This is a genomic window from Cribrihabitans marinus, from assembly GCF_900109035.1.
In the GTDB taxonomy this organism is placed as follows: Bacteria; Pseudomonadota; Alphaproteobacteria; order Rhodobacterales; family Rhodobacteraceae; genus Cribrihabitans; species Cribrihabitans marinus.
Genome location: NZ_FNYD01000008.1, coordinates 232,213 through 255,270, shown reverse-complemented (window position 1 = coordinate 255,270; position 23,058 = coordinate 232,213). Strand labels below are relative to the sequence as shown.

The 23,058-nt window shown below is 65.2% G+C and carries 26 protein-coding genes and 4 pseudogenes; 15 read left to right on the top strand and 15 right to left on the bottom strand.

Going from position 1 to position 23,058, the window contains the following annotated elements; all coding sequences use genetic code 11:
• Positions 1-75: 75 nt before the first annotated feature.
• Positions 76-2,358, bottom strand: a complete 2,283-nt coding sequence (locus BMX57_RS14955; protein WP_092368782.1) for an adenosylcobalamin-dependent ribonucleoside-diphosphate reductase — start codon at positions 2,356-2,358, stop codon at positions 76-78.
• 119 nt (positions 2,359-2,477) lie between these two features.
• Here BMX57_RS14955 and BMX57_RS14950 point away from each other — a divergent pair, with 119 nt between their 5' ends.
• Positions 2,478-2,909: a DUF1489 family protein gene (locus BMX57_RS14950; protein WP_092368779.1), complete on the top strand. Its 432-nt coding sequence runs from the start codon at positions 2,478-2,480 to the stop codon at positions 2,907-2,909.
• A 9-nt stretch (positions 2,910-2,918) separates the two neighbouring features.
• On the opposite strand, the gene BMX57_RS14945 is transcribed toward BMX57_RS14950, so the two are convergent.
• From BMX57_RS14945 to BMX57_RS14925, 5 genes are all read right to left on the bottom strand, one after another.
• Positions 2,919-3,512 (bottom strand): GNAT family N-acetyltransferase, encoded by a 594-nt coding sequence (locus tag BMX57_RS14945; RefSeq protein WP_092368776.1) that lies wholly within the window; start codon positions 3,510-3,512, stop codon positions 2,919-2,921.
• A complete protein-coding gene (locus BMX57_RS14940) occupies positions 3,505-3,903 on the bottom strand; it encodes a ketosteroid isomerase-related protein (protein WP_092368773.1) in 399 nt (132 codons plus the stop codon). The genes BMX57_RS14945 and BMX57_RS14940 overlap by 8 nt, the downstream gene beginning before the upstream one ends.
• Positions 3,900-4,301, bottom strand: a complete 402-nt coding sequence (locus tag BMX57_RS14935; RefSeq protein WP_373283110.1) for an arsenate-mycothiol transferase ArsC — start codon at positions 4,299-4,301, stop codon at positions 3,900-3,902. Before BMX57_RS14935 ends, BMX57_RS14940 begins: the two co-directional genes overlap by 4 nt.
• Positions 4,302-4,366: 65 nt before the next feature.
• Positions 4,367-4,849 carry a UPF0262 family protein gene (locus BMX57_RS14930; RefSeq protein ID WP_092368767.1) on the bottom strand — a complete coding sequence of 161 codons (483 nt, stop codon included), beginning with the start codon at positions 4,847-4,849 and terminating at the stop codon, positions 4,367-4,369.
• Between the two features lie 260 nt (positions 4,850-5,109).
• On the bottom strand, positions 5,110-5,562 hold the full coding sequence (locus BMX57_RS14925; RefSeq protein WP_373283109.1) for a DUF302 domain-containing protein: 453 nt from the start codon (positions 5,560-5,562) through the stop codon (positions 5,110-5,112).
• Between the two features lie 100 nt (positions 5,563-5,662).
• Between BMX57_RS14925 and hisF the strand changes: the two genes are divergently transcribed.
• The 14 genes and pseudogenes from hisF to BMX57_RS21110 form a co-directional block, all read left to right on the top strand.
• Positions 5,663-6,424, top strand: coding sequence for an imidazole glycerol phosphate synthase subunit HisF (gene hisF / locus BMX57_RS14920; RefSeq protein ID WP_092368761.1), 762 nt, complete (start codon positions 5,663-5,665; stop codon positions 6,422-6,424).
• Positions 6,421-6,738 carry a phosphoribosyl-ATP diphosphatase gene (locus BMX57_RS14915; RefSeq protein ID WP_092368758.1) on the top strand — a complete coding sequence of 106 codons (318 nt, stop codon included), beginning with the start codon at positions 6,421-6,423 and terminating at the stop codon, positions 6,736-6,738. Before hisF ends, BMX57_RS14915 begins: the two co-directional genes overlap by 4 nt.
• Positions 6,739-6,766: 28 nt before the next feature.
• The gene (locus BMX57_RS14910) at positions 6,767-7,333 is read left to right on the top strand and encodes a hypothetical protein (RefSeq protein WP_092368755.1); all 567 of its coding nucleotides are present in this window, start codon (positions 6,767-6,769) and stop codon (positions 7,331-7,333) included.
• 128 nt (positions 7,334-7,461) lie between these two features.
• Positions 7,462-8,310, top strand: coding sequence for an SDR family NAD(P)-dependent oxidoreductase (locus tag BMX57_RS14905; RefSeq protein WP_092368752.1), 849 nt, complete (start codon positions 7,462-7,464; stop codon positions 8,308-8,310).
• A 136-nt stretch (positions 8,311-8,446) separates the two neighbouring features.
• Positions 8,447-8,596: pseudogene (locus tag BMX57_RS20900) on the top strand (transposase); the annotation flags it as partial.
• A gap of 18 nt (positions 8,597-8,614) precedes the next feature.
• A pseudogene (locus BMX57_RS20895) lies at positions 8,615-8,839 on the top strand (integrase core domain-containing protein); the annotation flags it as partial.
• 110 nt (positions 8,840-8,949) lie between these two features.
• On the top strand, positions 8,950-9,612 hold the full coding sequence (locus tag BMX57_RS14895) for a hypothetical protein (RefSeq protein WP_177175472.1): 663 nt from the start codon (positions 8,950-8,952) through the stop codon (positions 9,610-9,612).
• A complete protein-coding gene (locus BMX57_RS14890) occupies positions 9,546-10,190 on the top strand; it encodes a hypothetical protein (RefSeq protein ID WP_177175471.1) in 645 nt (214 codons plus the stop codon). The genes BMX57_RS14895 and BMX57_RS14890 overlap by 67 nt, the downstream gene beginning before the upstream one ends.
• Positions 10,191-10,678: 488 nt before the next feature.
• Complete coding sequence (locus tag BMX57_RS14885) at positions 10,679-11,539, top strand: TetR/AcrR family transcriptional regulator (protein ID WP_229724255.1); 861 nt, start codon at positions 10,679-10,681, stop codon at positions 11,537-11,539.
• Between the two features lie 28 nt (positions 11,540-11,567).
• Entirely contained in the window at positions 11,568-11,786 is a 219-nt protein-coding gene (locus tag BMX57_RS14880; RefSeq protein WP_092368740.1) for a hypothetical protein, read from the top strand.
• A 16-nt stretch (positions 11,787-11,802) separates the two neighbouring features.
• Positions 11,803-12,510, top strand: a complete 708-nt coding sequence (locus tag BMX57_RS14875) for an ABC transporter ATP-binding protein (RefSeq protein ID WP_218142426.1) — start codon at positions 11,803-11,805, stop codon at positions 12,508-12,510.
• Positions 12,507-14,870, top strand: coding sequence for an ABC transporter permease (locus BMX57_RS14870; RefSeq protein WP_092368734.1), 2,364 nt, complete (start codon positions 12,507-12,509; stop codon positions 14,868-14,870). Before BMX57_RS14875 ends, BMX57_RS14870 begins: the two co-directional genes overlap by 4 nt.
• Positions 14,871-14,873: 3 nt before the next feature.
• Positions 14,874-16,109, top strand: coding sequence for an efflux RND transporter periplasmic adaptor subunit (locus BMX57_RS14865; protein WP_092368731.1), 1,236 nt, complete (start codon positions 14,874-14,876; stop codon positions 16,107-16,109).
• Between the two features lie 38 nt (positions 16,110-16,147).
• A pseudogene (locus tag BMX57_RS21110) lies at positions 16,148-16,297 on the top strand (alpha/beta hydrolase); the annotation flags it as partial.
• Positions 16,298-16,559: 262 nt separating this feature from the next.
• Here the strand turns inward: BMX57_RS21110 and BMX57_RS14860 are convergent.
• From BMX57_RS14860 to BMX57_RS14825, 9 genes and pseudogenes are all read right to left on the bottom strand, one after another.
• Positions 16,560-17,864: pseudogene (locus tag BMX57_RS14860) on the bottom strand (IS1182 family transposase); the annotation flags it as partial.
• Positions 17,824-17,976 (bottom strand): hypothetical protein, encoded by a 153-nt coding sequence (locus BMX57_RS20730; protein WP_177175469.1) that lies wholly within the window; start codon positions 17,974-17,976, stop codon positions 17,824-17,826. The pseudogene BMX57_RS14860 and the gene BMX57_RS20730, both read right to left, overlap by 41 nt.
• A 541-nt stretch (positions 17,977-18,517) precedes the next feature.
• Complete coding sequence (locus tag BMX57_RS14855) at positions 18,518-19,936, bottom strand: discoidin domain-containing protein (protein ID WP_092368728.1); 1,419 nt, start codon at positions 19,934-19,936, stop codon at positions 18,518-18,520.
• Between the two features lie 47 nt (positions 19,937-19,983).
• A complete protein-coding gene (locus tag BMX57_RS14850) occupies positions 19,984-20,352 on the bottom strand; it encodes a hypothetical protein (RefSeq protein WP_092368725.1) in 369 nt (122 codons plus the stop codon).
• Positions 20,353-20,354: 2 nt separating this feature from the next.
• Positions 20,355-20,870, bottom strand: a complete 516-nt coding sequence (locus BMX57_RS14845; RefSeq protein WP_092368722.1) for a hypothetical protein — start codon at positions 20,868-20,870, stop codon at positions 20,355-20,357.
• Positions 20,871-20,881: 11 nt separating this feature from the next.
• A complete protein-coding gene (locus tag BMX57_RS14840) occupies positions 20,882-21,148 on the bottom strand; it encodes a spike base protein, RCAP_Rcc01079 family (RefSeq protein ID WP_092368719.1) in 267 nt (88 codons plus the stop codon).
• A gap of 187 nt (positions 21,149-21,335) precedes the next feature.
• Positions 21,336-21,617, bottom strand: a complete 282-nt coding sequence (locus tag BMX57_RS14835; RefSeq protein ID WP_092368716.1) for a hypothetical protein — start codon at positions 21,615-21,617, stop codon at positions 21,336-21,338.
• On the bottom strand, positions 21,614-22,363 hold the full coding sequence (locus tag BMX57_RS14830; RefSeq protein WP_092368714.1) for a lysozyme: 750 nt from the start codon (positions 22,361-22,363) through the stop codon (positions 21,614-21,616). The genes BMX57_RS14835 and BMX57_RS14830 overlap by 4 nt, the downstream gene beginning before the upstream one ends.
• A complete protein-coding gene (locus tag BMX57_RS14825) occupies positions 22,360-23,058 on the bottom strand; it encodes a hypothetical protein (protein WP_092368711.1) in 699 nt (232 codons plus the stop codon). Before BMX57_RS14825 ends, BMX57_RS14830 begins: the two co-directional genes overlap by 4 nt.

Genomic DNA, 23,058 nt, shown 5'->3' with positions numbered 1-23,058 from the left:
GCTTGCAAAATGGACCTCCGAAGCCCGCCGGTGGCCACTAATTGGTAGTCAGAACACGAATGAACGGCGTCCGCCCTATCCGCACTTGCTGTGGCCGCAGCTTCGGCAGGTCATGCAGCCTTCGATCATCACCATGTCATACTGGCCACAGGACGGGCAGGCCTTGCCGCGCGGGGCGTCGAGGTTGACGACCTGGGCCTGCGGGTCGGTCTTCAGCCCCATGCCCTCGCCGGCGAGGAAACCGGTGGCGATCATGTGGCGTTCGATCACGCCGCCGATCGCGGCCAGGATCGATGGGATGTATTTGCCCTGCACCCAGGCGCCGCCGCGCGGGTCGAACACCGCCTTCAGCTCCTCGACCACGAAGGACACGTCCCCGCCGCGCCGGAACACCGCCGAGATCATCCTGGTCAGCGCCACGGTCCAGGCGAAATGCTCCATGTTCTTGGAGTTGATGAACACCTCGAAGGGCCGGCGGTGGCCATTGATGACGATGTCGTTGATGGTCAGGTAGATCGCGTGCTCGCTGTCGGGCCATTTCAGCTTGTAGGTGCTGCCCTCCAGCGTCTGTGGCCGGTCCAGAGGTTCGGACATGTAGATCACGTCGCCGCCATCCACCGCCTGTGGTGCGTCGGCATCCTCGCCCGGCGCGGCATCGGCGGTCTCGCTCACCGACAGGACGCTGCCGGTCACCTCGTTGGGCCGGTAGGTTGTGCATCCCTTGCAGCCGAGATCCCAGGCCTGCATGTAGACATCCTTGAACGCGTCGAACCCGATATCGGCGGGGCAGTTGATGGTCTTCGAGATCGAGCTGTCCACCCATTTCTGCGCTGCCGCCTGCATCCGCACGTGATCGGCCGGGTCCAGCGTCTGGGCGTTCACGAAGTGATCCGGCAACTCGGCATCGCCGAACTTGTCGCGCCACATCTGCACGGCATAGTCCACCACCTCTTCCTCGGTGCGCGAGCCGTCCTTCTGCAGCACCTTGCGGGTATAGGCATAGGCGAACACCGGCTCGATCCCCGAACTGACATTGCCGGCATAGAGGCTGATCGTCCCGGTGGGCGCGATCGAGGTGAGCAGGGCGTTGCGGATGCCGTGGCTGCGGATGGCATCGCGCACATCCTCGTCCATCTGCTGCATCGCACCGCTGGCCAGGAACGCCTCGGCATCGAAAAGCGGAAAGGCGCCTTTCTCCTTCGCCAGCTGCACCGAAGCCAGGTAGGCGGCGCGGGCGATGGCGTGCAACCAGCGCTCGGTCTGTTGCGCCGCCTCGTCCGAGCCGTAGCGCAGCCCCATCATCAGCAAAGCATCGGCCAGCCCGGTGACGCCCAGCCCGATGCGGCGCTTGTTGCGCGCCTCTTCGGCCTGCTGCGGCAGCGGGAAATTCGAGGTGTCGACCACGTTGTCCATCATCCGCACCGCGGTGGCGACCAACTCGCCCAGCGCGGCCTCGTCCAGCGCGGCGCCCTCGTCAAACGGGTCCGACACCAGCCGGGCCAGGTTGACCGAGCCCAGCAGGCAGGCGCCATAGGGCGGCAGGGGCTGTTCGCCGCAGGGATTGGTGGCCGAGATCGTCTCGCAATAGGACAGGTTGTTCATCGCGTTGATGCGGTCGATGAAGATCACGCCCGGCTCGGCATAGTCATAGGTCGCGCGCATGATCCGGTTCCACAGGTCGCGCGCCTGGACGGTGTGATAGACCTTGCCGCCGAATGTCAGCTCCCAGGGGCCGTCCTCCTTGACCGCCTCCATGAACGGATCGGTCACCAGCACCGACATGTTGAACATGCGCAGCCGGGCGGGGTCGGACTTGGCCGAGATGAAATCCTCGATGTCGGGATGGTCGCAGCGCATGGTGGCCATCATCGCGCCCCGGCGCGACCCCGCCGACATGATGGTGCGGCACATGGCGTCCCATACATCCATGAAGCTGAGCGGGCCCGAGGCATCCGCCGCCACCCCCGACACCGCCGCGCCCCGGGGCCGGATGGTGGAGAAGTCATAGCCGATGCCGCCGCCCTGCTGCATGGTCAGCGCGGCCTCCTTGAGCATGTCGAAGATGCCGCCCATGCTGTCGGGGATGGTGCCCATCACGAAACAGTTGAACAGGGTCACGCGCCGCGCGGTGCCGGCGCCGGCGGTGATGCGGCCCGCCGGCAGATACTTGAAATCCTCCAGCGCCGAATAGAACTTCTCCTCCCAGGCCGCGGGATCGGCCTCGACCGAGGCCAGGTCGCGCGCGATGCGACGCCAGCTGTCCTCGACAGTCTGGTCGATGGGGGTGCCATCCGCCTGCTTGAAGCGGTATTTCATGTCCCAGATCTGTTCGGCTATCGGGGCGGCAAAGCGGGTCATCGGCTGATTCCTGAGCAGCGGGGCGGCCCTCTAGGATACCGAAATCCGGCGAAAGCCACAACAGTTTGAAGTTGGACGCACAAGGCCTACAATATAAGCCAAGCGCTGGGGGCGACTCTGTGGATAACCATGTGAATCTCATCAAGTTGAGCGTCGGGACCGAAACCGTCGAAAGCCTTGCCATGTGGCAGGAGACACGGCGGGCGCAAACCGAGGACGGATTGCCCCGGCACGTCACCCGCATGTGGCCCAAGCAGGAGGCCCGGATCCTGAACGGCGGATCGATCTACTGGGTCATCAAGGGCAGCGTCCAGTGCCGCCAGCGCATCCTGCGCCTGGACGAAGTGATCGGCCAGGACGGCATCCGCCGATGCGCCATCGTGCTCGATCCGGAGTTGCACCGCACGCAGACGGCCCTGAAGCGCCCGTTCCAGGGCTGGCGCTATCTCGAACCCGGCGACAGCCCGCGCGACCTGCCCAGGGCCCGCGCCGACGAGGACGCCCTGCCTGACGATCTCAGCCGTGCGCTGGCCGAGATCGGGGTCCTCTGAGCCACCGCCTCAGAGATCGCGGATCCAGAACTGCAACGGCTTCACCGTCTCCTCGACCCGGTCCACATCCTTCCACGAAAACCGCGCCACGACACCGGGCAACGGCGCATAGCCGCGCGCGCGCCAGAACGGATCCAGCGGTGCTGTGTCCGCAGGGCGAAGTGGGTGATCCGCGTCACGCTGCACCGCGCAGAAGGCGGATCTCGCAAACCCCAGACGGCGGGCATGCGCCTCGCGCAGGTCGAAGAACCGATGCCCGACCCCCTGCCCACGATACGCGGGCAGCAGGACGGATTCCGCGCAATAGAATATCTCCGCCGTGTCCAGACCCGTGGGCGCGAAGGCCGCGGCGAAATCTTCGGCATGATCCGACAGCGGTGTGCCGGTCGACGCGCCCACAAGGCGCCCGCCCGCAAAGGCGCCGACCAGGACCGCGCCGGGACTGTCACGAAAAAGCTGCAGATAGCTCCGCTCGTAGGGCAGGTCCCCGTCATAGAGATAGGGCCAGTCCCGAAAGACATCGATCCTGAGCCGGGCGACGTCGTCCAGCGCCGCCTCCAGTGCCGGGCCGGTCAGGACGCGGACATCGGTGACCTCAGCCATCCGAGACCTGCCGGATCCAGTCGGCCAGGTTGTAATAGGTCGTGACCCGGGAAATCCGGCCGTCGCGCAGGTCGAAAAACGACCCGGCCGGCAGGCGATAGGTCTGGCCGCGCGCCTCAGGCAGGCCCGCATCGGTCTGCAGGTAGGTCCCGTTGACCATGTATTCCGCCGCCGCGCGCCTGCCGTCCGGGGTGGCGAAGATCACCATCTCGGTCAGCTCCTCGCGATAGCACCGGTCCATATGCGCGCAGAACGCGGCGAACTGCTCCCGTCCGGTGCGGATCTGCCCCTCGTTCACGTGATGGGCGACATCCTCGGTCAGGCAGGCCAGCATGGCGGCGGTATCGCCGGCGTTGAAGGCATCGAAATAGCGTTTGACGGTTTCGCTCATGGCGCGTCCTCCCGGGGCGGGCCCCAATGCTCGGTCAGGTGGTGGATGATCTGGTCGCGCGTCTGGCGATAGTGGTGCAGCTTCTCCTCGCGGGTCTGGCCCAGCCCCGTCGGGTCCATGATCGGCCAGTATTCCACGTCGAGATGGGCATAGCGCGTCAATTCCAGCGCGCGCCGCTGGCTGGCCGGCGACAGCGCCACCACCAGGTCGAAGGAACCCAGATCGTCGCCCCATTGCTCCATCTCGTCGAACGAGCGCGAGCGGTGGCGGCTCAGCTCCACGCCAAGCTCCTGGCAGACCGCGACGCTGAACCCGTCGATCTCCAGGTCGGTATGGACGCCGGCGGATTGGACATAAGTGCCGGTGCCATAGAATTTCTTGGTGATGCCTTCGGCCATCGGCGAGCGGACCGCGTTGTGGTCACAGCAGAACAGCACCGACTGGGGCAGCGGCCGGGGCACCTTCAGCCCCCGAAATGCAGCACGCAGATCAGCGTGAACAGCCGGCGGGCGGTGTCGGTGTCGATCTCGGCCTTGCCCTGCAGGCGTTCCTGCAGCACGCGGCTGCCCTCGTCATGTATTCCGCGCCGCGCCATGTCGATGGTCTCGATCTGGCTGGGCGGCAGGGTCTTGACCGCGTTGAAATAGCTTTCGCAGATCTGGAAGTAATCCTTGACCACCTGCCGGAACGGCCCCAGCGACAGGTGAAACTCGGCCGCCTTGCGCCCGTCCTCTGTATCGACGTCGAAGACCAGGCGCTTGTCCCGGATCGACAGGTTGACACGATACGGCCCGCCCGGCGCCACGCGGTCGTCGCGACTGGGCAGGCTGAAGGTGTTGTCCTCCAGAAGGTCGTACATCGCGACCTTGCGCTCCTGCTCGATCTCCGGCGTCGGCGGCGGCAGGTTGCGGTCGTCGAGTTCGATATGGCTGATGTGGTTGGTCATGCGAAATATCCGGATCGGCTGCCCGGCACGAGACCTACAACAGAGCCACCGCCGGGGCAACGTGCCGCACCGTTGCCGTTCATCGCTTTTCCAATGGAATCCTCGATGCCTCCGGCGGTGGTATTCTTGGCCCGATGACGGGGAGACCTCACCCCGGCAACGCCGGATTCAGACGTTGCCGGAGGGCGCCAATCGACAGGTCACACATGGCCAGGCTTGGTGCCTCGGGGCAGCGTCCCCCGTCGGGCGTGGCCGGATCGTCAGCCGCCGGCCGCCTTGGCGGTCAGCTTGCCCAGCGCGCCGCGCATCTTCTCGACGTAATCGGCACCGTCCGGAACCCCGCCCAGATCGTCCAGCATTTCGCCGGGATCCTCGTAGGCCAGCCAGACCTGCCCCTCGGCATCCTCATAGGCCAGGACCTTGAGCGGCAGGAACAGCCCCGCCAGGGCCGCGTCCTGCATCGCCGGTGTGCCCAGCCTGGGGTTGCCGAAGACCAGCAGCTGCGAGGGCGCCAGCTCCATATCGACACCGGCGGCACCGGCCGCGTGATCGACCCGCGCAAAGACAGTGGCGCCGGCCCCTTTTACCGCCGCCTCGAGCGCGTCCATCGTCGCGGCCACATCGCCGCCGGCCTTCACCTTCACGATGTCCTCGGATGCCGCCGCCGGGACCGCCGCCGCGGCAAATGCAATGGCTGCAATCATCTGTCTCATGGCAAACCCTCTCGTCCTGTTCCGATGCTGCCCGCATCCTCTGGCCTCGCGGCCCAAATGCACATAAACAATCCCGTGAACCCCGAAGGACAGCAAGGCCATGCTCAAGACCCGCATCATCCCCTGCCTCGACGTGGCCGACGGCCGGGTCGTCAAGGGCGTCAATTTCGTGGACCTGCGCGATGCCGGCGATCCCGTCGATGCCGCGCGGGCCTATGACGCTGCCGGCGCCGACGAGATCTGCTTTCTCGACATCCACGCGACCCACGAGAATCGCGGCACCATGTTCGACGTAGTGCAACGCACGGCGGAGCAGTGTTTCGTGCCGCTGACGGTCGGCGGCGGCGTGCGCAGCCCCGAGGATGTGCGCGCCCTGCTGCTGGCCGGGGCGGACAAGGTCAGCTTCAACTCGGCCGCCGTGGCCGATCCGGATGTGGTTGCCGCCGCCGCCGACCAGTTCGGCAGCCAGTGCATCGTGGTCGCGATCGACGCCAAGACCGTGTCCCCCGGCCGATGGGAAATCTTCACCCATGGCGGGCGCAGGCCCACCGGCATCGATGCGGTGGATTTTGCACGCACCGTCGCCGCCAAGGGCGCCGGCGAGATCCTGCTGACCTCGATGGATCGAGACGGCACGCGGGCGGGGTTCAACCTGGCCCTGACCCGCGCCATCTCCGACGCGGTCGACGTGCCGGTGATCGCCTCGGGCGGCGTCGGCACGCTCGACCACCTGGTCGAAGGCGTGACCGAAGGCGGCGCCAGCGCGGTTCTCGCCGCGTCCATCTTTCATTTTGGCGAATTTTCGATCCGCGAGGCCAAGTCCCACATGGCCGCCGCCGGCATTCCGATGAGGCTGACATGACCATTCTGCATGACCTGGCCGCCACCATCGAGGCCCGAAAGACCGCCGATCCCGAGAGCAGTTGGACTGCCAAGCTTCTGGCGAAGGGGCCGGAAAAGGCCGCCGAGAAGTTCGGCGAAGAGGCCGTCGAGGCGATCATCGAGGCGGTGCGCGGCGATCGCGGACGGCTTGCCGCCGAGGCCGCCGATGTGCTTTATCACTTGTTGGTCATGCTGGCCGCGCGGGATGTCGCGCTCGACGACGTTCTGTCGGAACTCGCGCGGCGCAGCGGCACCAGCGGGATCGACGAGAAGGCGGGCCGGAACCGAACATGAGCGCCCGGAAGCAGGAGGAAAGCCGGACATGAGAATTCTGGCCATCACTCTGACGGTGCTGGCGGCGCTGAGCCTTGCCGGCTGCGCCGCGCAGGACCCCGCAAAGGATCGCGATGTCGCCGGGTTGACCATGGCGCTGATGGCGCTGGGCCCCGATATCGATCCCGAAGAGGCCGCCCGCGCCGCGCGCATCTCTTATGACTATCCGCTGCGTCTGCGCGAGGAATACCAGGTCAGCGACCCGCCGATCGTGCACAATTCCAAGGTCAACATGGGGCTGCGCCCGCGCGGGCTGTGCTGGCAATGGGCCGAGGACATGGAGGCGCGGCTGAAGGCCGAGAATTTCCAGACGCTGCAGATTCACCGCGCCATCGCCAATTCCGATGTCGCCTTCCGCATCGACCATTCCACCGCCCTCATCTCGCGGCGGGGCGAGACCATGTATGAGGGCATCGTGGTCGATCCCTGGCGCTATGGCGGTGCGCTTTATTGGTCCACGCCACAGGCCGACAAGAGCTACAAGTGGCGCCCGCGCCGCGAAGTCCTGGAGGAGAAGCGCCAAAGGCTGCAATCCCGGGCGCGGCGCGCGCGCTGACCTCGCGCTCCCGTTTGACGGTCGGCGGGACGAAAGGCCCGTATCGATCGGTCAACAGCGCCCCTGAACTCTGCTATGCTCGTCGCAGCCCCGCCGGATCGTGACGGGGCAACAGCGGAGGGTTGACCATGTACCAAAACGCCATCAGCGAAGGCGGGCTTGCTGTCGTCACCGGCGCGGCCAGCGGTGTCGGACGGGTTGCCGCCCTGCGCTTTGCCCAGGCCGGGATGGGCGTGATCCTAGCGGATCTGTCGGGGTCCACCCTTGACGAGGCGGTGGCCGAGGTCCGTTCCGTCGCGGGTGACGGGGCCGAGGTGCTGGGGGTGCCCACTGACGTTTCACAGGACGCGGACATGGACGCGCTGGCGGACAAGGCCTTTGCCACGGGTCCGGTGGCCGTCCTGATGAACAACGCCGGCATCGGCCTGGCCACAACCGCCTGGACGGAGTTGGACAATTGGCGCCGGCTTCTCGATGTGAATTTCCTTGGGGTTCTCAGGGGCGTTCACGCCTTCCTGCCCCGCATGATCGCGGCGAACCGGCCGGCCGTGGTGATCAACACCGGTTCGAAACAGGGCATCACCTCACCGCCCGGCAACCCCGGCTACAACGTTTCGAAGGCCGCCGTAAAAGTGCTGACCGAACAGCTGGCGCATGAGCTGAGACAGGCCGATGCGCCCATCACGGCCCATCTTTTCGTGCCGGGGTTCACCTATACCGGCATGATCGCGTCCTTCATCTCCGAAAAGCCGCCCTCGGCCTGGACGAGCGAACAGACGGTCGACTATTTCATCGACCGCATGGCAAAGGGGGATTTCTACATCCTGTGCCCCGACAACGACGTGGACGAAACCCGCGACCGCCGCCGCGTCGAATGGGCGGTGCGCGACGTGTCGGAGAACCGCCCGGCCCTGTCCCGCTGGCACCCGGATTACGCCGAGGCCTTTGCCCGGTTCGAAGACACAGGTCGCACCTGACGGCGCCATCCCCCGCGGCGGCGGTGAGCAAGGCGACACAGCAGACCCGGTGGGCTGATGTGATCCCCGAAAACGCGCCCGATTTTGGTTGGAGCTTTCCGTATGAATCTCTTGGCTGGGAGAGGAGCGGAAACGCATGAAAGCATCGAAGTTCACGGACGCGCAGAAGGCGTTCATCATCAAGCAGGCGGAGGATGGAACGTCTGTCGCAGAGGTCTGTCGGAAGGCCGGGATCAGCTCGGCGACGTTCTTCAACTGGAAGAAGATGTATGCAGGGCTGATGCCTTCCGAGTTGAAGCGGCTCTCGCGGCCGGGAAAACCGACAGACAACGCCTTCATCGAGGCGTTCAACGGGCGGTTCCGAGCGGAATGTCTGAACAGCCATTGGTTCATGAGCCTTGAAGATGCGGCCGAAGAGTTGGAGGCTTGGCGTAGAGACTACAACGAGGAACGACCGCACAGCGCCATCGGGAACAATGCACCGGCGGAACTGATGAAATCAGCGCACGATACCAGCCCGTGCACTTGATCGAAGGGCGGAAACTCTGACAACGGCCGAGGGCGCGTTGGGTAGCACAACAGCGACAGACTGTCGGCCTTCTGGGCATGACCGGGGGCAACAAAGGCGAGATCATCTCCATGCCCTTCTTCGCCGCCCCGCGCTACACGCCAGGCCGGAGCGCGACCGAGCAGGAGAACCCGCTCAACACCCGAACGCTGGCCGCCGAAGGGTCGGCGGAATCGACGGCCTATTTCGGATGTTGGCTCGACATCAACCAGACCGAGCATCACTTTCCCCACTACCCGAACGGCGACAGGCCCTATTCGGAGGCCCCCCTCGCCGGCGGCCCGTTGCGGTCGGTGTTCGAATCGTTGCGAAATAATCACCTGTGCCTCGTCGCGGAGATCTACTACGAGGACGATTCCGGGAATTTCGGCGACACGCCGGGCACCAGCGACAACCTCTCACAGCGCAACTTGATCGTCGAGAATTCGTCCAACCCCGGAAGCGCCGGCAGCCGAACCATCCATTCCACGATGATGATCCAGCCGTCGAAGACTCCCAGCACCGACGCCGTCATCAGCCCAGACGGGCGGCTCAGGCCGGATGAACTCATCATTTGGTGGCATACGCTGCCCAAGGGGACGGAGATCGACCTTTTTTTCCGTCCATCGATGCGGACCGCATTCTCGACATGGCTGCCAGCCGGCCCACGGCCAATCCTCTCCACAAGGTGGACGACCACACGATCCGCGCGAGCTACGGCGATGTTACGTTCATTCCCGTGCCGGGCGGACTGACGAAGCCGATCCCGTCGCTCATCTCGTTCCGCCTGCCGGACGGCGTAACGGCGGGCGATATGCACCGCGCGGTTCTTCAACAGATCGCGGGTCGCTCCTGGCTCATCATGGGTGGGATCGAAGTGCGCATCCCCGTCCGCCACAGCCCAGTATTTCTGGCGGCGGAGGAACGCAAGCTCGGCGTCCTGCGCGCGATCCAAGCCGGGATGGAGGGAAACGACCGCTGGTGGCCCGTCTTCGAACGCTATGTCGTCGGGATCGCGGGCCGTATCGACGGCCTCGGCGGCAATTCGGGTGAGATCAGCCCGCAACGCGACTTTCCGCGCGTGAGAGATTCACCCGGCGGGAACAAGGACGATGGCATCTGCGGCAAGGTCGCCGAACTCCACTACGACTGCCATGGCGATTTCGAGGGGTTCGTCCTCGAAACCTGCACCGGCCGGCATGTCTTTCGCGCCTGCGCCCGCGGGATCGAGACGCTGCTGCACCGTGCTTGCGCGTCCGAGGCCACGATTTCCGTGCAAACCCGGAAGGACGCTCCGAAGAAGCCGCTCAGGATCGTATGGCGCTGTTGCTGAGGCAGTGCCGAAGTGCTGACAATTTGCGCTAGGGCACACCTACCTTTAGCGTCATTGAGCCAATGTTGCCTAACAGCGTGTTGCACAATGGGGCATTTCTGATCCTCCTGTCGTGCTAACTACGTCAGTCGGTTGGACCAGACAAAACCCCTACGCAAAACCTTCGTCGTTCTGGCACCTTTATGGCTGATCGCGGGAGCGGCCATTCGCTGCAACAGGACGAATTGTCCAAAAGGGCTCCATGCCGCCGTAAGATCGGTCATGGCATTATTGCTCGCAAGATTGGAGCACTTGGAACAAACGTCCCAAAGCTGCCGTCCACCAAGGTCATGGATGCTGCGGTGCAGCCCATCATTCCTGCAATTCGCTGCGACCGCCAATTATGAAAATCGGCGAACTCACGGTTTCGCGGGACAATATGCTCTTTCGCTGCGGCTACAATGAACGTCCGCTCAACGGTTTTCTGTGCAACAGTTATGAGCTCTCGATTGGCCCCGCTGATGTATATCTCTTGGTCTTTTGTTGCGGCGCTTGAGGGTACCGCGCTTGCAATCAAGCTTGATCCCTTTTACATACCGACCGTCGGTCTGTTTTGTGGGGACGCCGCCGAAATGAATCAAGACAGCACCAAAGAATCGCATCGCCGGATGGCCCCGGATGCACGGCGCGAGGCGATCCTCGATGCGGCGCAAGGCTTGTTTATGGCGCGCGGCTGGGAAACTGTGACGATCGCGGACGTGCTGGAGGCCGCACGGATTTCGAAAGGCGGGTTCTATCACCACTTTACCGCCAAGGAAGATCTTCTGACCGGTATCGTGGCGCGCATGACCGATCAGATTTTCGCCGCGACCGAAGAGGCACGGAACCGCGCCTCTGGCGACGCACTCGCCCGTCTGAACGCCCTTCTGGCAGGCTCGCTGCGCTGGAAGGCCGAACATGCGGCGGAGATGCGGGCTGTCGCAGAAGTCCTGATCCGTCCGGGCAATGACATCCTCTACCAGAGAGTTTTCAATGCAACCGCCGAGGCCGTCGCGCCCATCCTGGAGGAGATGATTGCCGACGGCGCGCGGGAAGGCGTCTTCGATGTGGCCGACCCGAGGCTCGCGGCCGAGATCGTCATCGGGCTGTCGCAGGGGCGCCAGGCCGTCCTTCTGGATGCGATAGCCCTCGCCGCAGCGGGCGACATCGACGCTGGCACGGGCCGTCTGGATGCGCGGATGCGGGCCGAGGGCCTGACCTGCGACCGGTTGCTTGGCCTGCCGCCGGGCAGCGTGCCGTTGTCGAGCCCCGAGGACTACCGCCGGATGCTGGCCGGACTGGCCGGACTGGCCGGTGCCGACGACGAGTAATTGAAGAATGAAAGGGAGGACAAATGGCATGCTGACCGTAAAGGAACCGGATCCGCGCGTCTTCGAGGTCATGCTTGCGGGTGTTGTCGAGGCGTCCGACATCGAGGGGATGAGGCGCGGCCTGACACCCGCACTGGAGCCCGAGGGCAAGATGCGGCTGGTCCAGCAGATGGAGGATTTGGTCGATGTAACCGGTGATGACACATCCGCGGACGCCGCCGCGCGCGATTGGGCGCGGGCCGCATGACGACCGGGGGCGCCGCGTGACCGAGGCCGCCTACACGACGAAGGGCCTGACCAAGGTCTATGGCGAGGGGCGCTCGGCCGTCCACGCGCTGCGCGGCGTCGACCTGGAGATCCCGGCCGGCGAGGTCATCGTGTTGCTGGGGCCGTCCGGCTCGGGCAAGTCCACGCTTCTCAACATCATCGGCGGGCTGGACCGCGGCACCGAGGGGCTGGTGCAGTTCCGCGACCAGCGGCTGGATGAGATGAAAGACGCGGAGCTGACGCGCTACCGGCGCAACCATGTCGGCTTCGTCTTCCAGTTCTACAACCTGATGCCCAGCCTCACCGCGCGGGAGAATGTCGAGCTCGTGACCGAGATCGCCGCCGACCCGATGGACCCGGACGAGGCGCTGGCGCTGGTCGGGTTGAAGGAGCGGACCGATCACTTTCCCGCTCAGCTTTCGGGTGGCGAGCAGCAGCGCGTCGCCATCGCGCGCGCCATCGCCAAGCAGCCGGACGTCCTCTTCTGCGACGAACCCACCGGCGCGCTCGACAGCCAGACCGGGCGGTCGGTGCTGCGGGTGCTGGCGGACGTGAACGAACGGTTGGGGTCGACGGTTCTGATGGTGACCCACGCCGCGAGCCAGGCGCAGATGGCCGACCGGGTGATCCATTTCGCCGATGGCGACATCCGCGAGATCGTGGAGAACCGCAAGAAGCTGGCACCCGAGGAGATCGAGTGGTGAGCCCGCTCGACCACAAGCTGCTGCGGGATCTCTGGCGCATGAAGGGCCAGGCCACCGCCATCGGGGCGGTGATCGCCGTGGGCGTGCTGATGCTGGTGATGATGACCGGCCTGACGGCGTCGCTGTCTGAGACGCGCGACGCCTATTACGACCGCTACCGTCTGGCCGATGTCTTCGTGCCCGTCGCGCGTGCGCCCGAACGGCTGGCAAGCAGGCTGGCTGAGATTCCCGGCGTTTCGGCCGTCGAGACACGGGTCGAGGGCCGCGCGCTGATCGATCTGCCGGGGCAGGTTCTTCCAGTGCAGGCGCAGGCGGTGTCGCTGCCGGATCGCGGCCGCCCGTCGCTGAACGACGTCTTTCTCACCGCCGGGCGGATGCCCGCCTCCGGGCGACCGGACGAAATCCTGCTGCTGCAGAGCTTTGCCTTCGCGCATGGTCTGCGCCCCGGTGACACCCTGCGCGCCACGATGAACGGCGCGCGGCGCGGCTTCGACATCGTCGGTCTCGCGCAGTCGCCCGAGTTCCTCTACACCACGGCGCCGGGCGAGCTTGTGCCTGACGACGCCCGCTTCGGCGTCATCTGGATGGGGCGTTCGGGACTTGCCGCCGCTTATGACATGGCGGGCGCGTTCAACGAGGCGCTGATCGGTCTGTCGCCCGAAGCCTCCGAGGATGCCGTGCTCGCTGCCGTGGACCGCCTGCTGGAACCCTATGGCGGTGCCGGGGCCTATGGGTTGGCCGATCAGTTCTCCAATCGCTTCGTTTCGGAGGAGATTTCCGGGCTCGAGGCCGCCGCCGTGGGCGTGCCACCCATCTTCCTCGCGGTCGCGGCCTTCCTGCTCTACATCGTCATCAGCCGCATGGTGCAGTCCGAGCGCGAGGAGATCGGGCTGATGAAAGCCTTCGGTTACACCAACACCGAGGTCGGCGCGCATTATTTCAAGCTGATCCTCGCCATCGCCGTGGGTGGGGCATTGGCCGGATGCCTCGGAGGAATCGCGGCGGGGCGGGCGCTGATCGGCGTCTACACCGCCTATTTCAAGTTTCCTTTCCTCGTGTTCCAACTCGACCCGGCCTCTTTCGTGACCGGCGTGACGGTCAGCATCCTCTCGGCCTCTGCGGGCGGGCTTTTTGTGCTGCGCCGGGTTTTCGCGCTGACGCCCGCGACGGCGATGCGCGCGCCCGCACCGCCAAATTTCAGCCGGACGGGGCGGATCGGCCACAGCCTGAACCGCTTTCTCGATCAGCCCTCGCGCATGGTCCTGCGCCGCTTGACACGCCAGCCGGGGCGCATGGCCGGATCCATCATCGGGATCGCCAGCGGAATGGCATTGTCGGTCGCGATGATCACGATCTACGCGGGTTTCGACCGGACGATCGACCTGACCTTCTCGGTCGTGGACCGCAGCGATGTGACCGTCAGCTTCACGCACCCCGTCAGTGACAAGACCCTCTTTGAACTCGTGCGCCTGCCGGGCGTGGAACGGGCCGAGCCGGTGCGCAACGTCAGCGTCGTGCTGCGCCACGGGCTGGAAAGCCATCGCGGCGTGCTGATCGGGCTGCCGGACAGACCGGAACTGAACCGCGCACTCGATGCCGATATGGCCCCCATCGCCCTGCCGGAGCGGGGCGTGGTACTCTCGGACGTGCTGGCCGAGATGCTGGGTGTTGCGCCCGGCGACATGCTCAGCATGGATGTGCGCGAGGGCCGACAACCGCTTCTGCAAATCCCTGTCGCCGGCACCGCGCAGACCCTTCTGGGATCGCCCGCCTACATGGATATGGAGGCCCTGAACCGCACCCTGCGAGAGCCGGGCCGGGTTTCGGGCGCATACCTCACCATCGACGAGGCTCAGGCCGACGCTATCTATGCCGCGCTTCAGGACATGCCGACGGTCGCGGGCGTCAGTCTGAAAAGCCAAGCGCGCGACGCCTTCGTAAGGCTGATGAACCAGGGCGCGGGCGCGATCCGCTACGTGATGGGCGCCATCGCCTTCATCATCACCTTCGGCATCGTCTACAACGCCGCCCGCATCGCGCTGGCCGAACGGTCCCGCGATCTGGCCAGCCTACGCGTGATCGGATTCAGCAAGGGCGAGGCCGCCTTCGTGCTGCTGGGCGAGCTGGCTGTCGTGACCGTGATCGCGCTGCCGGTCGGTGCGGCTCTGGGCTATTACCTGTCCTTCGGCATCGCCGCAGGCTTTTCGACTGACCTCTACCAGATTCCGGCCGTTTTCGATCCGGTCAGCTACGGCCAGGCCACGCTTGTCGTGCTCGGCGCCGCGCTGGTTTCAGGCGGGCTGGTCAAACGCGAACTCGATCACGCCGACCTGATCGAGGCCCTCAAGACACGGGAATAGACCATGGCAAAAGCAAAAAGACGATCCCGCCTGATCCTGACCTTCATCATCGTCGTGCTGATCGGTGGCGCGCTTGCGGCGGCATTCTGGCCGCGTCCAGTGATGGTCGATCTGGGCGAAGTGACGCGCGGCCCGATGATGGTCACCATTGACGAGGAGGGGCGCACACGGGTGGCCGAGGCCTATATCGTCTCCACTCCGGTCGCCGGACGCTTGCAAAGGGTGCAGGTCGTTCCCGGCGATCCGGTCGTGCGGGGCGAGACGGTCGTCGCGCACATGCGGCCCTCCAACCCGGCGGCGCTGGATGTGCGCACCCGCGAACAGGCATTGGCGGCGGTTCAGGCGGCCGAAGCCGCGCTGCGCGTCGCCCGCGCCGATCTGAACGCCGCCATCGCCAACCGCGACCTTGCCGAGACGGAGCTTGACCGCGCCCGGCAGCTGACCGAACGCCAGATCGCAAGCGAAGCGGCTTTTGACCGCGCCCGCCAGAACTTCCGTGTTGCTGAGGCGGCGGTCGAAACGGCGGAGGCCGCCATTGCGATGCGCGAAGCCGATCTGGCGAACGCGCGCGCACAGCTGATCGGATTCGATGACCAAGGGCTTGCAGCGGCCATCGGCAATACGCGCAGCGATGACATCCCCCTCTACGCGCCCGCTGACGGCCGCATCCTTCGGATCATGCAGCAGAGCGAGACAACCTTGCCCGCTGGTGCACCGATCATGGAGATCGGCGACGTGGAAGGTGAGTTGGAGGTGGTCGTCGATCTGATTTCGTCGGATGCGGTTCAGGTCGAGGTCGGCGATCCGGTCATCATCGAGGACTGGGGCGGCACGCGGCCGCTCGAGGGAGAGGTGCGCCGCATCGACCCTTTCGGCATCACGGAGTACTCCGCGCTTGGCGTCGAGGAGCAGCGCGTTCCCGTCACGGTCGCGCTGACCGGACCGCCCGAGGAGCGCCGCGCCCTGGGTCACGGCTACCGCGTCGAGGCGCGAATCGTCGTCTGGCAGGAGGACGATGCGCTGCGCGTTCCGGCGAGTGCGCTCTTTCGCACCAGGGAAGACTGGTCGGTCTTCGTGGCGGAAGGCGGTGTCGCAGTGCTGCGGGGTGTCGAGATCGGTCGCAACAACGGCATCATCGCCGAGGTGCGGGAGGGGCTGGACCCGGGCGAGCAGGTCATCCTTTACCCGTCGGCAGCGATCGCGGACGGCACGGCAGTCACGCAGCGCTCGGTGGAATAGGCGATGACTAAAATCCGCACGGAACGACGCTCGTCTCGCCGGATATCGAAATTGACCTGGTCCGCGCGCACCCCGAGGCACTCGAAATCCTGCCCCAGCCCTTCTTGGTCGCTGTGGTCCGCAACGACCACCTCCTGCGCTTGTCATCGCGTCTCGCAGAAGGTCGGACGCGGCTCGGTAACGCATGACACCGGTCCAGGATCAATTGTTTGACGTCATTCATTTGCATCGATTGGAAACCCCTTGCCAGAACGATTGTGCCACAAACTCGTTGCAACACCTTGTTTGATCTTGGCAGTTTTTTCTGCCGCCGCCTGAATTATGGACATTCACGCAAAGCGGAGCATTCGGTAAAATCGGGCACTGAGCTGCCCGCGGAGGCGGCGCAGCATCCAGAGATAAAATGATTGGCGGGGGGGCCTTTCGTGTCAGGCTTTTGGCTTTTGGCGTTTGCTGCGGTGCGGGGAAGATCTTCGCCAGCTTCCGGAGGTTCTGGGCGGTAGCTGCGAGCAAGAATTCGTCATTTGCGCCACATGGGCCGCGTAATCGGAGCCTTCGGAGGCCGAGGATACGCTTGAGGTGCGCGAAGAGCATCTCGACCTTCTTCCTGAGCTTCACCGAGATCTCGTATTGCCTGATTTTCGAGATATCCCGGGCGACCTGGCGAGCGTCTTCGTGTTCTTCGCGGGTAACCGATCTGGCATCTGCGTTCGGGCAGCATTTCGCCTTGGACGGGCAGGCTTGGCAGGTCAGTTTCAGGGCCCGGTATTTGGTTCTGCCCTTTCCGGTCGGCCCCCGGCTCGGGTCGGAATAGTTCCGACGGAACTACTTCAACTCCTGGCCCTCGGCGCAGATGTATTGGTCGTTGTCAGGATCCCACTGGAAGTCGGCGCGGGTCCAGGTGCCGTCGCTGCGGCCGGATTTGTCGAACACCGGGATGTGCGGCGCGATCTTGCGGTCGACCAGCCGGCCCAGCATCGGTCCTGTGCCTTAGGCGGTGTCGGCGATCAGGCGTTCGGGATGCAGTTCGAATGTGCCCTGCACCCGCTCGAGCATGGGCTTGGTCGACCCGACCTCGGCCTGGCGGATAGATCTTGTGGCCTCCACATCCACGATGACGCCATGGTCCATGTTGATCAGGCAGTTGTTGGAATAGCTGAAGAATGCCGGTCACTTGCGAGCAATGGTCCACTGGCTGGCCGGGTCGGAATGTGACGTGAACTTGGGCTGGACCTCGCTCGCGGCGCCGAAGGCGGCCTAGTCCAGAGTGTCGAGATACTCTCGCACGGCGCGGGGCGCATCGGCCGGGTCGATGAGCGATGTATCCCATTCCTCCTTCGGCGTCGAATTCTGTTTGTTGGCATCCGCTTCGATCAGGCTGGCATCGACCGCCATGCGCTGGCCGCTGACCAGGCCTTCCTGGATGCAGCGTGCGACGGTCACCTCGAACAATTGCCGCAGCAACTCGCTGTCTCGAAACCGACCGTGGCGGTTCTTGGAGAAAGTGGATTGATCCAAGACCCTATCGGAAAGGTCGAGGCGGCAGAACCAGCGGCACGCGAGGTTCAGATGCACCTCTTCGCAGAGCCGCCGCTCGGACCGGATGCCGAAGCAGTATCCGACCAACAGCATCCGGATCAGCAATTCGGGATCGACCGACGGACGGCCCATATGGCTATGAAAATCCGCCAGATGGGCCCGGATGCTGCTCAGATCAACAAACCAATTGATGGACCGGAGCAGGTGATCCTGCAGCCTGAAATCGCCTTAGTGCCGCGCACAGGCGGGATTGATACTCCCGGAAAACGGCGCCGAAGATCTTCGGGAATGCTTCGGCGCGCTTGCCCATCTTCAGCGCCTGCGCCATGTCTGGACAGTCCTCGACCCGGTAGCCGCTGTTCTTGACCACTCTGTCCAATGAGACGGGGCATCATCGCAACACCCTGAAGAGCCTGCTCGAAGCATCCCGAGTCGCCCGCTTCGCCCCACGCGATCAGGACTTCGGCGCGATCTACTTGCGTGAAGAGGTTACTGGCGCTCTCCAGTAGAGGGTGTCGTGCGATCCGGTTTGCGATGGCTGGGTGATTACTCCGAAACCTGAAGGTTTTCGTCGGAAAGCGCAGCCGGGCGGAAACCATTCTTTATCAAGACACTGCAAGAATCTCGCTATCGCGAGAGAATTCTCTTGACACAGGCGCGCACGAAATACCCAGTTTTGCGCCCTCTTATGACCCCTTGGCAATCGAATGGAACTGGCGATCCCGCGAGGACTCGAACCCCGAACCTGCTGATTAGAAGTTCTCGGCGGTTGGTTTGTTTTCAATCACTTAGATGAACTCGCGTCATTCTGCAGTCCGTTTGATTTCAATGGCTTGCGAAATCCACTTCGGTTGCGATCGCCAGATCCCTCAGGTCACGCGGACACCGACAAACACATCGTTTGGCGGCAGAGCTCCGGATGGTGATGCACTTCCCGTCGACATCGCCGGGGCAGCGATCGAGGACATCGATGCTGCATTCGCAACCGCCATGACATGGCCCTGTGACATCGCCGGCAGTCCCGCCAACGCCACGCCCGTGATCGATCGCGGCGCCACGGGCTGAACCACGCTGGCGGCCGGGCCGGTGATTTCCGCCTGGGCCTGCAACAGCGCCGCGACCAGGTCAGCGCCCGTTGACAGGGCCGGCCGATCAACCGTGGACGTCGCCTGGAGATGGCCGGCGGCCAGTTGGTGCTTCTGTCCAAGTGCAGAAGTGCCGATCTGTGCAACCGAGGCGACGGAGGCCGGCGCGACCATCTGCTCCTGGGACAGCACGGGACCGGCAAGCTCGGAGATTGCCTGGAGATCGCCCGGGGCCGCGGTGCTGCCGGCGCTCAGGTCGGGCGACTGTGCCTGCGCGACGCTTTCCAGATCCGGCGCGGACAGGTCGTGAGGCTGGCTCAGCAACGGACTGCCCAGGGCCGTGGATCCCTGCAAATTGGCCGGATCGGAGATCACGAGCACCGACAGGGACGTCTCTGCAATTTGCGTCGTGCCGGAGACTGGCCCCACCGAGAGATCGGAGCCCACTGTCATCGAGGGCGCCTCGACCTGCGATGCCGCCTGGACAGTGCCCGGTGCGACCTGGTGATCCTGCACCAGCGCCGTCGCCTCCAGGACCGTGACGCCCGTCAGATCCGGCAGGGTCATCGAATGGCTCTGATCGATCGACGCGGGCGCGAGCTCCGCCAGTGACGCCAATCCGCCGGGCGCAACATCGCTGGTCTGCGACAGGGACGGCGTGGTCAGCGCCGTCGCGCCGTCTCCGGCCGTGGCACCGGCCATCTGATGCAGCTGGGACAGGATGGCCGATGTCACCTGGGCCGTCGCCTCGGCGCTGTCCGGCTCCAGGTCGATCGTCGTGGCGCCGGATACGGCAAAGGTCTTGGTTTCGCCCGTGCTCCAGGTCAGGCCGGTATAGGTGTCGGTCGTGGTCCAGGTCGATCCGTCCGACGAATGCTGGATCTCGATTGCGCTGGGAGGCCGATCGCCGTTATCCGTGTAGATCGTGATCTCGACAACGGTCGTGGACGACCCGAAATCCTGGCCGATCCAGGGCGATGCGTCGTTGACCTTGTGCTCGCTGACCCATCGGCTTGAGTTTGTGTCGTCGAATGCGTTGGCCGCCTCATTCGACGAGTTCACCTCGCTCGAAAATATGGTGTAGGACGTGCTGGTCTGGTCCGCTCCGCCAATCGTGGCGCGCATCTCAATTTCATAGATGATGATATAGTCTTCGCCCGCTTCATGCGTGCAAAGAATGCGCCAGTAGCGGTCCGCCGGCATGACCTACCTCCGTTCAAGATCGAAGCGGGGCCGTATGGCCCCGCGGATCAGGTCGGGTCGCGCTTGACCAGGTCGAAGGCCGAGGTGCTGAACTTGTTGCCCGAGGTCACCGCCTGCGACGCGGTCAGCGCAACGGTCGCCACCAGGTCGGACCCGCCGGATCCGGTGAGCGCGACGTGGCTGGCCGTCCCGCTGCTGTCGACATCCTCGTCGGTCAACGCAGGCACGACCGACTTGCGGCCGTCCGTGTCGCCGTTCTGGGCGCTGCCCAGCGTCACGGCGCCGTTGCCCAGCTCGTAGGTGCTGGTGGCCTCGGTGAATGTCGTCGGTTCCTGTGAACAGATGCTCAGCAGATTGGCCTGGGCGATGGCCCAGTTCAGCCCCTGGTCGTGGACATTGTCGTTCCAGAACGCCATGGTCAGTCTCCCTTCGCCAGTTTGCGCGCGTGCTCCAGCGCCTTCTCGAGACCCTGCAGCTCCTTCACCTTGACGAAGCGCTCGCGGGTCTGGACCTCGCCGGTGCGGTGGTTGAACTCCTGCCCGGCCTGCAGCTGGTAGACCTTCCACAGCCACGGCTTGTGCCGCGCCTTGTCGTCGATCACGGCCATCTTGCCGGAAGCAGCGACATGCGGGCGCTCCAGGGCATCATCGAGGGCCTTGGCGGCCGTGATCTCGCCGATGGCCTTGACCACCCCCTCAGCCGGCTCTCCTGCGCCCAGACGCTGCAGTTTGCCCTGCAGCTCGGCCACCGCCTCGTCGGGCTGGATCAGCCGCCCCAGCGCATCGCGGCGCCCCTTCGCGTAGCGCCTGGGCGTCACGCGATCGTCCAGGTTCTCGTCGGTACAGTCGAGCTCGACCACCTGGGGACCGCGCTCGATGCGCACCCGGTCGCCGAGTGCACACAGATTGTCGGTCAGCCATTTTTCCTTCGCCATTGTCCTGCCTCCTACCAGATGGCCACGATATCGGCGGCCGTGGTTCCCGACGCCAGGACACGGCGCACGTGCATGGGCAGCACGTGACCGGTCTGGACGCCCTTGAAATCGACGGTCTCGGAACCGTAGGTGAGCACCCGCACGTTGCCCCCGGTGCCGATGAACAGCGACCGCGCCGGCGGATCGAGATCCACCGTGTCGTTGGGCGTCACCGCGGCCGCGTGACGGCCGGGGTCCGAAAGCCCCGGCACGTGATGTCTGAATGGATCTTGTGGCATTGGTGTCTCCTGTCTCTGCCGTCCTGTCCTCGCCTAGCCACCCCCGGGCTTGCGCCCGGAGAGGGTCTCAACCGTGTCGCCGCAATCCAGCAGCGCCGCGCGATCGCGGGCCCAGAGGATCTCGACCTGCCGGTCGCTCACGCCGGCGACCGGGATCTGCACCGGCCTGTCGCAGGGCTCGGCGGTCTCAACGAAGGGCGTTGAGACGGCGCACCCGGCCAGGGCCAAGGCACTGGCGCACGACCACGGGGTCCGCATAGGCATCCTCCTCCATTCGTCGCAGCAAGGCGTCGCGCTCACGGGCGATCCGGAACCGCTCGGCCTCCAGCTTGCGGCCGGCCTCGATCCGGTCCAGCAGCTCCTGCGCATGCCTGGCCTCGGCCGCGGCGCGGCCCTGCCGATAGGCCAGCCAGGCGACCCCGCCGAGAAGGGCGAGGACCAGGGCGACATATGCCGCCACGCGCTTCACGCGACGCCCTGCATGCACAGGCGGTATTCATCGGCACGCCGGTTCACCAATCCGCGGATCACCCGCCCGCCGGCCTTGTTCCACCAGGTCAGCGCCTGGCAGCCACCGGCGATGCGCCCTGCGTTCAGGCGGCGCACGGCCGTGCTGCGCCCGATCGCGCGGATCCCGGCGTTCCAGGACAGGCTGGTATAGGCCGCATCCCTGGCGGCCGTCAGCCGGGCTGCCAGGGTTTCCTCCGTGAAATACCGGTGCAGGCCCGAGCGATATTCGATCAGCCCCGCCCGCAGCATTTGCAGGCATTCGGCATCCGTCCGGTAATCGCCCGGCTTCACCCCGCGCGTCTCGCCGAAACAGATGGTCCAGACAGGCGGGCTGGCGATGCGGTCCAGGTAGGCCTTGTTGCGCTTGCCCTCCCACTGCGCCACCAGCGGCGTTGCCACCTCGAGGAACGCCGCCTCGCTGGGCGGCCCCGCCCGCGCGGCCGGGGATACCAGCATGCCGGCCAGCAGCGCCGCCAGCAGGGTCACCGCAGCCGGGGCCCGCGCGATTCCCTGGTCGATCAGGCGCAGCACGATGCCGGCCAGGATCAGGGCCAGCCCGCCGATCCACCAGATGCGCGGGTTGGTATCGACCAGCCAGATCCAGTAGATCAGCTCGGGCGCCACCAGGCAGAGGATGCCCAGGTAGTTGCACCACATCGAATAGGCGCGCCAGGCGACGGTTCTGGCGTTGGATACAAGTCTCATTGCTGGCTCCTCTCTGGAAGGATCTGGAAATAGATGCGCGGCGACTGGACGCTTTCGACCGCGGGGCACTTCTCGGGATAGGAGACGCGGACGTAGCCGAAGCCCGCGCCCGGCTCGACGCCCTCGCCGGCCGGGATGCGGGCGGTGTAGCTGATCGACTGCGCCTGTGTCGGATCGGGATCGAACGCCACGCCACGGCCATCCTCGTCGAGGACCGAGACATCGCGGAACCGGTGGATCTGGTCCCCGCCATTGCGGAACAGCAGGTCGATCGACGGGCGGCCGCAATCGCGCAGCTTGATGAACGACCAGGTCAGACGGACGATCTCGCCCGGGCGACCATCGCTGATGGCCGACCCGGAATTGGTGAAGCGAATGGCCGGGCTGGCATCCCGCGCGCGCCGGGCCTCCAACTTTTCCACCCGCCCCAGCAGATCGGTCTGCTTCTCGACCACGTTGGCGAGCTGGCCCAGCACGTTCTGCTGCGCCCGCTGCATGTCGACCTGCTCGCGCTGGAGCTCTGTCGTCGTCTCGATCATGCCCTGCACGTCGCGCCAGACATCTCCGATCGAGCCATTCGCCCACTGGATGGCGCCGATGATCGCACCGAAGATGATTGTGCAGGCGCTGGCGATCTTGCCCCACTCGATCAGCCGCGTCTTCCAGGTCGGATGCAGGCGCTCTTCGTCGGTCAT

Coding starts and splice junctions, on each gene's coding strand:
- BMX57_RS14915 (WP_092368758.1), top strand. CDS start 6,421: ATGACCATTCTGCATGACCTGGCCGCCACCATCGAGGCCCGAAAGACC.
- BMX57_RS14865 (WP_092368731.1), top strand. CDS start 14,874: ATGGCAAAAGCAAAAAGACGATCCCGCCTGATCCTGACCTTCATCATC.
- BMX57_RS14845 (WP_092368722.1), bottom strand. CDS start 20,870: ATGGCGAAGGAAAAATGGCTGACCGACAATCTGTGTGCACTCGGCGAC.
- BMX57_RS14825 (WP_092368711.1), bottom strand. CDS start 23,058: ATGACCGACGAAGAGCGCCTGCATCCGACCTGGAAGACGCGGCTGATC.
- BMX57_RS14895 (WP_177175472.1), top strand. CDS start 8,950: ATGCCCTTCTTCGCCGCCCCGCGCTACACGCCAGGCCGGAGCGCGACC.
- BMX57_RS20730 (WP_177175469.1), bottom strand. CDS start 17,976: ATGGCGCAGGCGCTGAAGATGGGCAAGCGCGCCGAAGCATTCCCGAAG.
- hisF (WP_092368761.1), top strand. CDS start 5,663: ATGCTCAAGACCCGCATCATCCCCTGCCTCGACGTGGCCGACGGCCGG.
- BMX57_RS14830 (WP_092368714.1), bottom strand. CDS start 22,363: ATGAGACTTGTATCCAACGCCAGAACCGTCGCCTGGCGCGCCTATTCG.
- BMX57_RS14935 (WP_373283110.1), bottom strand. CDS start 4,301: ATGGCCGAAGGCATCACCAAGAAATTCTATGGCACCGGCACTTATGTC.
- BMX57_RS14880 (WP_092368740.1), top strand. CDS start 11,568: ATGCTGACCGTAAAGGAACCGGATCCGCGCGTCTTCGAGGTCATGCTT.
- BMX57_RS14925 (WP_373283109.1), bottom strand. CDS start 5,562: ATGAGACAGATGATTGCAGCCATTGCATTTGCCGCGGCGGCGGTCCCG.
- BMX57_RS14840 (WP_092368719.1), bottom strand. CDS start 21,148: ATGCCACAAGATCCATTCAGACATCACGTGCCGGGGCTTTCGGACCCC.
- BMX57_RS14930 (WP_092368767.1), bottom strand. CDS start 4,849: ATGACCAACCACATCAGCCATATCGAACTCGACGACCGCAACCTGCCG.
- BMX57_RS14945 (WP_092368776.1), bottom strand. CDS start 3,512: ATGGCTGAGGTCACCGATGTCCGCGTCCTGACCGGCCCGGCACTGGAG.
- BMX57_RS14910 (WP_092368755.1), top strand. CDS start 6,767: ATGAGAATTCTGGCCATCACTCTGACGGTGCTGGCGGCGCTGAGCCTT.
- BMX57_RS14905 (WP_092368752.1), top strand. CDS start 7,462: ATGTACCAAAACGCCATCAGCGAAGGCGGGCTTGCTGTCGTCACCGGC.
- BMX57_RS14940 (WP_092368773.1), bottom strand. CDS start 3,903: ATGAGCGAAACCGTCAAACGCTATTTCGATGCCTTCAACGCCGGCGAT.
- BMX57_RS14855 (WP_092368728.1), bottom strand. CDS start 19,936: ATGCCGGCGGACCGCTACTGGCGCATTCTTTGCACGCATGAAGCGGGC.
- BMX57_RS14850 (WP_092368725.1), bottom strand. CDS start 20,352: ATGGCGTTCTGGAACGACAATGTCCACGACCAGGGGCTGAACTGGGCC.
- BMX57_RS14955 (WP_092368782.1), bottom strand. CDS start 2,358: ATGACCCGCTTTGCCGCCCCGATAGCCGAACAGATCTGGGACATGAAA.